General features: G+C 78.4%; 4 protein-coding genes. All 4 read left to right on the forward strand.

Features of this window, described 5'->3' with window-relative positions; genetic code table 11:
- Window positions 1-273: 273 nt before the first annotated feature.
- From OG553_RS01295 to OG553_RS01310, 4 genes are read left to right on the forward strand one after another with little or no spacing between them, the layout of a single operon-like run.
- Entirely contained in the window at window positions 274-7,059 is a 6,786-nt protein-coding gene (locus tag OG553_RS01295) for an SDR family NAD(P)-dependent oxidoreductase (RefSeq protein ID WP_405977142.1), read from the forward strand.
- Window positions 7,052-12,142, forward strand: a complete 5,091-nt coding sequence (locus OG553_RS01300; RefSeq protein WP_405977143.1) for a beta-ketoacyl synthase N-terminal-like domain-containing protein — start codon at window positions 7,052-7,054, stop codon at window positions 12,140-12,142. The genes OG553_RS01295 and OG553_RS01300 overlap by 8 nt, the downstream gene beginning before the upstream one ends.
- A complete protein-coding gene (locus OG553_RS01305; protein ID WP_405977144.1) occupies window positions 12,132-12,461 on the forward strand; it encodes an acyl carrier protein in 330 nt (109 codons plus the stop codon). Before OG553_RS01300 ends, OG553_RS01305 begins: the two co-directional genes overlap by 11 nt.
- A 7-nt stretch (window positions 12,462-12,468) precedes the next feature.
- On the forward strand, window positions 12,469-13,332 hold the full coding sequence (locus tag OG553_RS01310) for an alpha/beta fold hydrolase (protein ID WP_405977145.1): 864 nt from the start codon (window positions 12,469-12,471) through the stop codon (window positions 13,330-13,332).
- The last annotated feature ends 1 nt before the right edge of the window (window position 13,333 follow it).

Consider the following 13,333-nt stretch of genomic DNA (forward strand, 5'->3'; position numbering starts at 1 on the left):
GGTTGGCGCGGCCGGGGCGGGGGGCGGGTGCGCCGGAGCTTCGGGCGGGGCGAAGGCACGTATTCCGTAAGGCTGTTGACAGTGCGGGGCGCCCCCCGCACGATGCATCGCGGCGTCCGGGAGTTTGACCACGGTTCAAGCCGGTCGCGCCGCCCGCACCGCGGTCGGACCCAGGCCCGGCGCCGCCTTCACCTCATCGCAACCACCCGTTCTTCCGCCCCGTACTGCGCCATGTCACACAGCACTGGAAACAGCACCGGAAGAGGAGCGCTCGTGACCCTCCCGCACCCGCAGTCCGCCGCCGCCCGTGAACTGGTCGTCGCCGTCAGTCCGTTCGAGGAGCCGAACCCGGCGCTCGTCACCGCGGCCGAACGCGCCGGTTCCCTCGGCCTGCTCGACCTCGGCCGCGACCCCGCCGCCGCGCGGCGCGCCTTCGCCGAGCTGGCCCGCCGGACGGGGAGCGGGGGCGGCTCGGGCGGGAGCGGCGGCGGCGGGTACGGGGTGCGGGTGCCCCCGGGGTGCCCGACCGGGCCCGGCGGACTGCCGCCCGAGGTGGACACCGTGCTGCTGGCCGACCCGGCCGCCCACACCCGCGAGGAGGTGGCCGCCTGGGCCGCGGCGCCCGGCCGGCCCCGGGTCTGGGCGGAGGTCACCGGCCGGGCCGAGGCCGCCGCTGCCGTCGCCGCCGGGGCGTCCGCACTGGTCGCGAAGGGCCACGAGGCCGGGGGCCGGGTGGGCGGGGCCACCACCTTCGTACTGCTCCAGCAGCTCCTGGCGGACTCCGGGCCCGGAGTGCCCGTACTGGCCCTCGGCGGGATCGGGCCGCACACGGCGGCCGCGGCCGTGGCGGGCGGGGCCGCCGGGGTGGTGCTCGACGCGCAACTCGCCCTGACCGCGGAAGCGGAGCCGGCTCTGCCCGCCGAAGTCGCCGCCGCCCTCCGTGCCATGGACGGCTCCGAAACCCGACTGGTCGACGGGTACCGGGTGTTCACCCGCCCCGACCTGCCCGCACCCCCCGCAGGGCCGGTTTCCGCCCTGCTCGGCGCCCGTGACCTGCGGGCGCAGCTGCTGCCGGTCGGCCAGGACGGGGCCTTCGCCGCCCGGCTGGCCGCCCGCCACCGCACCACCGGCGGGGTGCTCCGGGCCGTGCGGGCGGCCGTCACCGGGCATCTGGAGGCCGCCGTACGGGCCCGGCCGCTGGAGCGCGCGCTGTCCGTCGCCCAGGGGCCGATGACCCGGGTGAGCGACCGGGCCCGCTTCGCGGAGGCGGTGGCCGCCGCGGGCGGAGTGCCGTACCTGGCACTCGCGGTGATGGCCGGCCCGGACGTACGCCGACTCCTCGCCGAGACCGCCGAGCGGCTCGGGGACCGCCCCTGGGGCGTGGGCCTGCTGGGCTTCGCCCCGGAGGAGCTGCGTCGGGAGCAGCTGGCCGCCGTCGCCGGGGCCCGCCCGCCCTGGGCGGTGATCGCCGGGGGCACCCCCGCGCAGGCGGCCCCGCTGGAGGCGGCCGGGATCCGGACCCACCTGCACGTGCCCTCGCCCGGCCTGCTGGAGCGGTACCTCACCGAGGGGGCTCGGCGGTTCGTGTTCGAGGGGCTGGAGTGCGGCGGGCACGTGGGGCCGCGCGCCTCGTTCCCGCTCTGGGAGGCACAGGTCGAGCGGCTGCTGCTGTCCTGCCCCGAACCGGAGTCCCTGGACGTCCTGTTCGCGGGCGGGATCCACGACGGGCGCTCCGCCGCCATGGCGGTCGCGGCCGCCGCGCCGCTGGCGGAACGGGGCGCGCGGATCGGCGTACTGATGGGCACCGCCTACCTGTTCACCGAGGAGGCCGTCACCTGCGGGGCGGTCCGGCCGGTGTTCCAGCGGACGGCGGTGGAGTGCGCGGACACCGTGCTGCTGCACACCGCGCCCGGCCACGCCACCCGCTGCGCGGCGACCCCGTACGCCGGGGCCTTCGAGGCGGCGCGGCGGCGGCTGGAGCGGGACGGCGCCCCGCAGCGCGAGGTGTGGGAGGAGCTGGAGCGGCTCAACCTGGGCCGGCTCCGCATCGCGAGCAAGGGGCTGCGGCGCGCCCCGGAGGCTCCCGGCCGCGAGCCCGGCCTGGAACCGGTCGGCGAGGAACAGCAGTACGCCGACGGCCTGTTCATGCTCGGGCAGGCCGCCACGCTGCGCTCGGGGACCACGACGGTGGCCGCGCTGCACGCGGAGGTGACCGAGGGGGCGACCCGGCTCCTGGAGCGGCGGGCCGCCGAGCTCCCGGCCCCGCCCGCGGGGGCGGAGGCGGGGCCGGACCCGCTCGACGTGGCCGTCGTGGGGATGGCCTGCGCCTACCCCGGCTCCCCCGACCTGGCCGGCTACTGGGCGCGGATCCTGGACGGCACGGACGCGGTGACCGAGGTGCCGGCCGAGCGCTGGGACCCGGAGCTGTACTACGACGCCGACCCGGCCCGCGCGGGCGAGCGCACCCCCTCCCGCTGGGGCGGGTTCCTCGGCCCGGTGCCCTTCGACGCCCTCGCCCACGGGATCCCGCCCGCCTCCCTGGCCGGGATCGAGCCGGTCCAGCTGCTGGCCCTGGAGATGTCCGCGCGGGCCCTCGGGGACGCCGGCTACGGGCGGGAGCGGGAGTTCGACCGGTCGCGGACCTCGGTGGTCTTCGGGGCGGAGGCCGGTACCGAGCTGGCGGGCGCGTACGGGCTGCGGTCGCTGCTGCCCGGCTACCTGGGCTCGGTCCCCGACGGCCTGGACGAGCAGCTGCCGCGGCTGACCGAGGACTCCTTCCCGGGGGTGCTCGCGAACGTCATCGCGGGTCGGGTCGCCAACCGGCTCGACCTCGGCGGGGCGAACTGCACCGTCGACGCCGCCTGCGCCTCCTCCCTCGCCGCCCTCGACCTGGCCTGCCGCCAACTGCGCGACGGGGACAGCGACATGGTGCTGTGCGGTGGCGCGGACCTGCACAACGGGATCAACGACTACCTGATGTTCTCCTCGGTCCGCGCCCTCTCCCCCGGCGGCCGCTGCCGGCCCTTCGACGCGGCCGCCGACGGGATCGCGCTCGGCGAGGGCGTGGGCGTCCTCGTGCTCAAGCGGCTCGCCGACGCGGAGCGGGACGGCGACCGGGTGTACGCGGTCGTCAAGGCGGTCGGCTCCGCCAGCGACGGCCGCTCGCTCGGCCTGACCGCGCCCCGGCCCGAGGGCCAGCGGCGGGCACTGGAACGGGCCTACGCCCGGGCCGGGATCTCCCCCGCCGAAGTGGGACTGGTCGAGGCGCACGGCACCGGCACGGTGGTCGGCGACAGCACCGAACTGGCGGTGCTGACGGAGCTGTTCACCGCCTCGGGTGCCGCGCCGGGGTCCTGCGCCCTGGGCTCGGTGAAGTCGCAGCTCGGGCACACCAAGTGCGCGGCCGGGCTGGCCGGGCTGATCAAGGCGGCGCGGGCGGTGCACGCGGGCGTCCGGCCGCCCACCCTGCACGTCGAGGCGCCCAACCCGGCCTGGGAGGAGGCGAGCAGCCCGTTCTTCTTCGACGAGCGGGCCCGGCCCTGGGCGCAGCCGGCGCGGCGGCGGATCGCGGGGGTGAGCGCGTTCGGGTTCGGCGGCACCAACTACCACGCGGTGCTGGCCGGTTACGCCGGTGCCGACGAGCCGGCGCACGGGCTGGAGGAGTGGCCGGCCGAGCTGTTCTGCTTCCGGGGCGAGGACCGGCGGGCGGCGGGCCGGGTGATGGCGCGGCTGGCCGCCCGGCTGGAGGAGAACGACGCGGCCGGGCGGCCGTGGAGCCTGCGGGACCTGGCGGCGGAGGCCGCCGCGTCGGGGTCGGGCCCGGTGCGGGTCGCCGTGGTGGCCTCCGACACGCGGGAGCTGTCCGTCCGGCTGGAGCGGGCCCGGGCGTTCGAGCCGGGCGCGGGGGTCCACGTACGGGCGGAGACGGCGGATCCGGGCCGGGTGGCGTTCCTGTTCCCCGGGCAGGGCAGTCAGCGCCCGGACATGCTGGGCGAACTGTTCACGGCGTTCCCCGCGCTGCGCGGGCTGCTGGACGCGGCGCCGGGGACGGTGGTGTCGGCGATGTTCCCGCCGGCGGCCTTCGGCGCCGGCGGGCGGGCGGCGCGGCGGGCGGCGGTCACCGACACCCGGGTGGCGCAGCCCGCCCTGGGGCTGGCGGGGGCGGCGGCGCACCTGCTGCTCGGGCGGCTCGGCGTACGGCCGGACTGCGTGGCCGGGCACTCGTACGGGGAGCTCACCGCGCTGTGGGCGGCCGGGGCGTACGGCACGCCGGACCTGCTGCGGCTGAGCGTGCGGCGCGCCGAGGCGATCCTGGCCGCCGCCGGGGCGGATCCGGGGGCGATGGCGGCGGTGTCGGCGGCCCCGGAGGAGGTGCGGGAGGCCGTCGAGCGGGCCGGGTGCGTGGTGGCGAACCACAACGCGCCCCGGCAGTGCGTGGTCTCGGGCCCGACGGCGGCGGTCGCCGCGGCCGTGGACGCGTTGCGGGAGGCCGGGCTGGCGGCGGAGCCGATCCCGGTGGCCTGCGCGTTCCACAGCCCGGTGGTGGCCGGGGCGGCCGGGGCGCTGGCCGCCGAGCTGGCGGCCACGGATCTGGCCGGGGCGGCCGTACCGGTCTGGTCGAACACCACGGCCGGCCCCTACCCGGCGGACGCCGACGGCGTACGGGCGCTGCTGGCCCGGCAGGTGGCGGAGCCGGTCCGGTTCGCGGAGCAGGTGGAGGCCATGTACGCGGCCGGGGTGCGGACCTTCGTGGAGGCCGGCCCCGGGCGGGTGCTGTCGGGACTGGTCGGCCGGATCCTCGGGGACCGCCCGCACACGGTGGTGCCGCTGGACGTGCCGGGCGGGCACGGGCTGGTCCGGCTGGTGACGGCACTGGCCGAACTGGCCGCGGCCGGGGTCCCGGTGGAGCCGGAGGCGCTGTTCCGGGGCCGGACCCGGCGGCTGCCCGAGCGGGCGCCGGGCCGGCCGGGCTGGCTGGTGGACGGGCACCTGGTGCGCACGGCCGACGGGGCGCCGGTCGCCGGGGGGCTGCGGCCGGCCCGGCGGGTGGAGCCGGCCGCGCCGGTACGGGGCCCGGGGGGCGGGGACCGGCGCGAGGAGGCGGTACTGGAGTACCTGCGGGGAGCGCGCGAACTGGTCGAGGCGCAGCGGGACGTGCTGCTGGGGTACCTGGGCGCTTCGGCTCCCGCGCTTCCCGGGGGCGGGGCGGCGGGTCCGGTGGAGGCCGTGCCGTCCTGGCCCGCCGCCCACGCCGGCCCCGGGCCCGTGGAGCCGGCCGTGGAGGTGCCGCCCGTGCCCGTCGCGGCGGAGGCCGGGGCTCCGCGTACGGCCGGGGAGGTGATGGACGCGGTCCTGGAGATCGTCCACACCCGGACCGGCTACCCCCGGGACATGCTCGATCCGGAACTCGACCTGGAGGCGGACCTGTCCATCGACTCCATCAAGCGGGTGGAGATCATCGGCGCCCTGGCCGACCGCATCGGACTCACGCAGGAGCCGGGCGGCACCGCCGGCTCCGCCGTCGAGGAGCTGTCCCGGATCAAGACCCTGCGCGGAATCGTGGACTGGATCGTCACCCGCGCCGCCCCCCGCCCCGCCACCGCCCCGGTACCCGAACCGGAGCCGGAACCCCGGGCGGCACCGGCGCCGCTCGCGCGGCTGCGGGTGGCGGCGGTGCCCCTGGCGGCGGCCGCCGGGGACCCGAAGGCGCTGCGGGGCCTGCGGATCGGGATCGTCGAGGACGGCGGGGGTCTGGCGTCCGCCCTCGGCGGGGCGCTGCGCGAGCGGGGCGGTGAGGTGCGGCTCCTCGCCGGGGCGGAGGCCGGGTTCGACGGGATCGTCGACCTGTCCGCGCTGCGGGCCGCGGCCGAGCCGGTGCTGCCCGGGGCCTTCGAGGGGCTGCGGCAGTCCCTGGCGGCCGGGACGGGGCGGCTGCTGCTGGTCACCGCGCCCGGGACGGCGGGGGCCGGGCTGCACGGGTTCGCCCGCAGCGCGGCGCTGGAGTTCCCCGCCGCGCTGGTCCGCGCCGTGGAGGTGCAGCCGAAGGAGGACCCCGAGCAGACCGCCCGGCTGCTCCTGGCCGAACTGGCCTGCGGGCCCTCCGACGGGGACGGCGCCTCCGTCGGCTACGCCCCGGACGGCACCCGCACCGCCCGCCGGGCCGTGCCCGCCGCGCGGGCGGCGTCCGGGCGGGGCCTGCCGCTCGGCCCGGACGCGGTGGTGCTGCTCACCGGCGGGGCCCGCGGGATCACCGCCCGTACCGCCCTCGCCCTGGCCCGCGCCACCGGCTGCCACGTCGAGCTGCTGGGCCGTACGCCCGAACCTCCGCCCGGGGACGACGCGTTCGGGCAGGCCCGGGACCGGGTGGCGCTGCGGGCGGCACTGATCGCCTCGGGGCTGCGCACCCCGGCCGAGATCGAGGCGGCCGCCTCGCGGATCCTCGCCGCGCGGGAGGTGCGGGCCGCGCTGGACGGCCTCGCCTCGGAGGCGGCCTCGGTCCGCTACCACCGCGCCGACGTCACCGACGGGGAAGCCGTACGAGCCGTCGTGGCCGACGTACGCGCCCGGCACGGCCGGCTCGACGGGATCGTGCACGGCGCGGGAGTGCTGCGGGACGGGCTGCTGCGGGAGAAGCGGGCGGCGGACTTCGCGGAGGTGTTCGCCGTGAAGGTGGCCGGCGCCCGGCACCTGGCGGCCGCGGCCGCCGAGCACGGGCGGTGCCCCGCGCCCCGGTTCCTGGCCCTGTTCGGGAGCGTCGCCGGGGTGTACGGCAACCGGGGCCAGGCCGACTACGCCGCCGCGAACGACGCCCTCGACACGCTCGCGCACACCTGGGCGGAGTCCTTCCCGGGCCGCGTGCTGTCCGTGGACTGGGGGCCCTGGGCGGCGGAGGCGGGCGGAATGGTCACCCCGGAGCTGGAGCGGGCGTACGCCCGGCGCGGGATCCCGCTGATCGCGCCGGAGGCCGGGGCCGCCGCGTTCCTCGCCGAACTCGCGGACGGGGACGACGTACAGGTGGTCCTGGCGGCCGCCGCGCAGGAGGGGCGGGGCGATGAGTGAGCGGACGGGACGCGGCCCGCGTCCGACCGACGCGGCGGTCGTCGGGATGGGCGCGGTGTTCCCCGGAGCCGGGGACCTGGCGGCGTACCGGCGCAACCTCCTCTCCGGTGCGGACTGCATCGGCGAGGTGCCGCCGGAGCGCTGGGACCCGCAGGTGTACTACGACCCGGACGCGGCCTCCGGTCCGGTGGCCGGCGACCGGTTCTACTGCCGTCGCGGCGGCTTCGTCGACGGCCTGGCCGGCTTCGACCCGACCCGGTTCGGGATCATGCCGGCGGCCGTGGAGGGGGCGGAGCCGGACCAGCTGCTGGCCCTGCGGGCGACGGCCGAGGCCGTCGCGGACGCGGGCGGCGAGGAGCGGCTGCCGGCCGACCGGTCGCGGATCGGGGTGGTGCTGGGGCGCGGCGGGTTCATGGGGGTGGCGACGGCCCGGCTGGACCAGCGGGTGCGTACGGCCCACCAGTTGGCGCAGACCCTGCGGGAGCTGGCGCCCGAGCTGGGCGAGCGGCGGATCGCGCAGGTGCGGTCCGCGTTCCAGGAGGCGCTGGGGCCGGAGCGGCCGGAGTCATCGATCGGTCTGGTGCCGAGCTTCACCGCCGCCCGGACCGCGAACCGGCTGGACTTCCGGGGCCCCGCGTACACCCTGGACGCGGCCTGCGCCTCCTCGCTGCTGGCCGTGGACCAGGCGGTCGGGCTGCTGGCGTCCGGCCGCTGCGACGCGGTGGTCGCGGGGGCCGTGCACCACTGTCACATCGCCACGCTGTGGAGCGTGTTCACGCAGCTGCGGGCGCTGAGCCCGAGCGAGCGGATCCGGCCCTTCGACCGGGCGGCCGACGGGACGCTGCTGTCCGAGGGCACCGGGGTGGTGCTGCTGAAGCGGCTCGCGGACGCGCAGCGGGACGGGGACCGGGTGTACGCGGTGGTCCGGGGGACGGGGGTGGCCGGGGACGGCCGGGCGGCGAGCCTGATGAGCCCGCTCGTCGCCGGCCAGGTCCGGGCGCTGGAACGGGCCTGGCAGGACGCCGGGCTGGACCCGCGGGCGCCGGGGGCACTGGGGCTGCTGGAGGCGCACGGTACCGGCACCCCGGTGGGGGACGCCGCCGAACTGGACACCCTGGCGCGGGTGTTCGGGCCGCCCGGGACGGCGGCGGGGCCCGGGATCGGTTTCGGGTCGGTGAAGTCGGCACTCGGGCACACCATGCAGGCCTCCGGGATGGCCGGGCTGATCAAGGCCGCGCTGGCGGTGCACGAGGGGGTGCTGCCGCCGACGCTGCACCTGGAGGAGCCGCGTCCGGAGCTGGCCGCGACCCGGATGCGGCCGGTGACGTCCGCCGAGCCGTGGGAACGCGGCCCGGCGCCGCGCCGGGCCGGGGTCAACGCGTTCGGCTTCGGCGGGATCAACGCGCACGTGGTGCTGGAGGAGGCTCCGGCCACCGGGCGGGCGGCTCCCCCGGTGCGCCGGTTCCTGCCGCTGGGCGGCGCGTCCGCCGTGCCCGTGGGGGCGGGCGCGGGGGGCGGCGTACTGCTGCTGGCGGCGGACACCCCGGCGGAGCTGTCGGCCCTGCTGGCCGCGCCCTCGCCGGTGTCCGGCGGGGAGGGGCCCTGCCGGGTCGCGGTGGCCGGGCCGACCCCGCAGCGGCTCGCGCTGGCCGCGAAGGCGGTGGCCCGGGGGCGGCCCTGGCGGGGTCGCGGGGACGTGTGGTTCAGCCCCGGACCGCTGGGCGGGCGGGTGGCGTTCCTGTTCCCGGGTCTGGAGCCGGAGTTCGCCCCGGTGCTGGACGACGTCGCGGACCGGCTGGGCATGGAGCGGCCGCGCCTGACCCGGGGCGGCTCGCTGGTCGAACGGGCCCTGGACGCCATCGCGACGGGCCGCTTCCACGCCCGGGTGCTGCCCGCGCTCGGGATCGGCGCCGACGTGCTGGCGGGCCACAGCCTGGGCGAGTGGGCGGCGATGGTCGCCGCCGGCATGTACCCCGAGGACGCGGCCGACGCCTTCCTCGACTCGCTGCGGCCGGGCTCCCTCAAGGTCCCCGACCTGGTGTACGCGGCGCTGGGCTGCGGCGCGGGGCGGGCGCGGGCCGCGCTGCACGGACTGGAGGGGGTGGTGGTCAGCCACGACAACTGCCCGCACCAGTCGGTCGTCTGCGGCGACCCGGAGCAGGTGGCGGCCGCGGTCGCCCGGCTGCGCGGCGAGGGTGTCCTTGGCCAGGAGCTGCCGTTCCGCTCGGGATTCCACACCCCGATGTGGGAGCCCTACCTCGGCCAGGTCCGGGCCGCGTTCGGCCGACTGCCGGTGGGGCCGGGCTCGGTGCCGGTGTGGTCGGCCACCAGCTGCGCGCCGTTCCCCGCCGCCCCGGAGGACGTACGGGAGCTGGTGGTGCGCCACCTGCTGGAGCCGGTGCGCTTCCGCGAGCTGACCCTGCGCCTGTACGAGGAGCAGGGCGTCCGCAGCTTCGTGACGCTGGGCCCCGGCAGCCTGCCGGGCTTCGTCGAGGACACCCTCCGCGACCGGCCCCACCTGGCGGTCGCCGTCTCCTCCCCCCGCCTGCCCGGCCTGGCCTCGCTGACCCGCACCTGCGCCGCGCTCTGGGCGGAGGGCCACGCACCGCGCTGGGAACTCCTGGCGGACGGCACCACCGCTGCCGCTGCCGCTGCGCGGGCGGATGCCACAGCGCGGACACCGCGGGCCGGGGGCGGTACGCCGACGGCGCGGGCCGGGGTCAGTTCCCCGACGGCGCAGGCCGGATCCGGTACGCCGACGGCCGAGCCCGGCGCCGGTACGCGTACGGCCCAGCCAGGGGACGGTACGCCGACAGCGCCGGACGGGAACAGTAGCCCGACAGCCCGAACCGGATCCGGTGCGCCGGTGGCGCGGGCCGGGGTCGGGGCCGGCGCCGGTGGCCCCGGAGGGGCGGGGGCGCGCGGGATGCGCCTGGACCTCGGGTCGCCGCTGGTCCGGCTCGGGGACGCGGCCCGGGAATCCCTGAGCGGACTGCTCACCGCGGGCTCCGCCCCCGGCGCCGGTCCGACCGCCGACGTCGCGCGGGTCCGTCCGGTCCTGCTGTCCGCCCTCGACGCGGTGCTCGACGACGCCCGTTCAGCCGCGCGCAGCGTCGCCGAGGCGTGGACGGCCGCCGGCCCGCCGGATCCGCCCGGGGCGGTCCCCGCGTCCGGCACGGCCCCGGAGCCTCGGCGGGGACCGGGTACCGGCCCGGGCGCGCAGCACGACACCGGGTCCGCCGCAGGCCACGGCACGGAGTCCGGCACGGTGGCCGGCACGGGATCCGGCGCGGGGTCCGGCACGGTGGGCGGCGCACGCCCCGGCACGGGCCAGGTCCCCGGGTCCCGCACGGCCCCGGAGCCCGGTCGGGGACCGGGTACCGGCCCGGGCGCGCAGCACGGCACCGGGTCCGCCGCAGGCAGCGGCACGGGATCCGGCGCGGAGCACGGGACACGACACGGCACGGGGGCCGGCCCCGGCGGTGCGGGGAGGGCCACGGGGAAGTACACCCTGCGGCTCTCGCTCGCCGCGCTGCCCGGCGTACGGGACCACTGCGTGTACCTCCAGCCCGACGGCTGGCCCGAGGACTCCGACCGGTTCCCGGTCGTGCCGATGACCACCATGCTGGAGCTGGCGGCCGACGCCGCCCGCCGGTACGCGCCCCCGGGTCTGGCGGTGACCGGTTACGAGGACGTCCGCGCCCTGCGCTGGCTGCCCGTCGAACCGGCCCTGGACGTCGAGGTCCTGGTCCGCCACGAGGCCCCCGGACGGTTCCGGGTGGCGATCGGGGAGTACGCCTCGGTGGTCGTCCTGCTCGGCGAACGGTACGGGGCGCCGCCCGCCCCCGACCGGGCCCCGCTGCGCGACCCGCGGCCCGCCCCGGTCAGCGCCGCCGCCCTCTACCGGGACCGGTGGATGTTCCACGGCCCGCGCTTCGCCGGAGTGCACGAGGTGCGGACCGTGGGCTCGGACGGGATCGAGGGGGTGCTGAGGGCGCTCCCCGACCCGGGAGCCCTGCTCGACGCGGCGGGGCAGCTGTTCGGGCACTGGATGCAGCTGATCCTGCCCGTGGACCGGCTGGTGTTCCCCGCCACCGTGGACCGCGTCCGCTTCTACGGGCCGCCGCCGGCCCCGGACGGGCTCGTCCGGGCCACGGCCCGGGTCCGGGAGGTCCAGGACGTCACCGTGCGCGGGGACGTCGAGCTGCGCCGGCCGGACGGCTCGGTGTGGGCGCGCGTCGAGGGGTGGACCTACCGCCGGTTCGGGGCCGACGAACGCGTCTGGCCGATGAAGTTCACCCCCGAGGTGTGCGGGATCGGCGAACCGCAGCCCGGTGGCTGGTGCCTGGCCCGCAGGCGCTGGAGCGACCCCGCCTCGCAGGAGCTGGTGATGCGCCGCTACCTGGGCGCCGCCGAACGGGCGGCGTACGAGCGGCTCGCGCCGCGCGCGAGGGGGCCCTGGCTGCTCGGCCGGATCGCGGCCAAGGACGCGCTGCGGCAGCTGCTGTGGGACGGCGGCGCCGGACCGGTGTTCCCGGCGGAGGTACCGGTCGGCAACGATCCGGCGGGCCGCCCGCTGGCGCTGGGGCCGCTCGCCTCCGGGTTCCGGCTGACGATCTCCCACAAGGACCGGATCGCCGTCGCCCTCGCCCACCCCGGCCGGGCGGTGGGCATCGACGTGGAGCCGGTGGCCGCCGACCCGGACGCCCTGGTCCGCGTCGCCCTCGGGCCGGGGGAACTCGCCCTCGCCGAGGCCCTGTCCGGCACCTGGGGCGGCCCCCGGGGCGCGGGCGGCCTGCCGGCCGCGCTGACCGCCCTGTGGTGCGCCAAGGAGGCCGCGGCCAAGGCGGAGGGCAGCGGGCTGGGCGGCCGTCCGCGCGCATGGCGGGTGTCCGCCGATCCGGACGGCGACCCGTTCTCCGGGGACGGCTGCCTGCTGGTGCGGTCCCCGGACGGCCGCCCCCACCCGGTGCGCACCACCCTGCTCGGATCCTCCCCGCCGGGCCACGTCGTCGCGTGGACCTGCGACGGCACACCGTCCACCGGACCCTTCCACCTCACGGAGACACGCCATGGGAAATGACATCCTCGCCGAGATCACCGGCATGCTGGTGGAGATCGTCGGCGACGAGTACCTGCTCGCGGACGAGGTCACGATGAAGACGACGTTCAACGAGGACCTCGCCCTGGAGAGCATCGAGTTCGTCGCGCTCGCCGAGGCGCTGCACCACCGCTACGGCGCCGGGGTGGACCTGATGGGCTTCCTCGCGGAGAAGGACATGGACGCGATCCTCGCGATGTCCGTCGGTGAACTCGTCACCCACATCGGGCGGATCACGCACGCCTCCCTCGCCCGTGGCGGGCCGGGGACCGGTGTCTCCTCCGCCGCCGTGGCCGGCTGAGCCCGCCGTGGCCTTCGTCCGCGCGGGCTCCCTGCGCTTCCACGTCCAGCGCCTCCCGGCGGCCCCGGCGGCCCCGGCGGCGGCCGCGGCCGGTTCCGGCCGGCCCCTGGTGGTGTTCCTGCACGGCCTGGTCGTCGACAACCTGTCCTCCTTCTACTGCCCGGTGGCCCTGCCGGTCGCCCGGGCCGGGCACGAGGTGCTGCTGTACGACCTGCGCGGCCACGGCCGCACCGAGCGCCCGGCCGGCGGCTACGACAGCCGCACCGCCGTACGGGACCTGTTCGGGCTGCTCGGCGCGCTGGGCCTGGGCCGGCGCCCCGTGCACCTGGTCGGCAACAGTTACGGCGCCACCCTGGCCCTGCACGCCGCGCTGGCCCGGCCCGACCTGGTCACCGGCCTCACCCTCCTGGAACCGCCGCTGAGCGGGGCGTGGGTGGAGAACATGGTGGACACCCTGTCGGCGGCCGCGCTGAGCCTGGAGGACAGCCCGGTGCCCGCGGAACTGCTCGGGCTGCGCCTGCGCAAGGCGGCGCACCTGACGGCCATCGCCGACGACCTGCTCAACCGCACCTCCCTGATCGACGACGTCGCCGGGAGCCGCCCCTTCGCCCCTGCCGACTACGCCCGGCTGCGCTGCCCGGCGCTGGTCGTCTGCGGGGAGCACTCCGAACTGGTGCCGGGGGCCCGGGAACTGGCCCGCCACGCGCCGCGGGCCGGGCTGCGGATCCTGCCGGGGCTGGGGCACGACGTCCTCAAGGAGAGCAGTGGGGTGCTGCGTGACTCCGTCCTGGCCCATCTCGACGCGACGGCGGCGGCCGCCGTGTCCGGGGCGGCGGCGGTCCTGCCGCGGGCGGGAGCTCTGGTCCCGTGAG

It is taken from the genome of Streptomyces sp. NBC_00158, assembly GCF_045160885.1.
GTDB lineage: Bacteria > Actinomycetota > Actinomycetes > Streptomycetales > Streptomycetaceae > Streptomyces.

What these genes read in the sequence shown, in the direction of transcription:
- OG553_RS01305 (WP_405977144.1), top strand. Translation starts at nt 12,132, where the DNA reads ATGGGAAATGACATCCTCGCCGAGATCACCGGCATGCTGGTGGAGATC.
- OG553_RS01300 (WP_405977143.1), top strand. Translation starts at nt 7,052, where the DNA reads ATGAGTGAGCGGACGGGACGCGGCCCGCGTCCGACCGACGCGGCGGTC.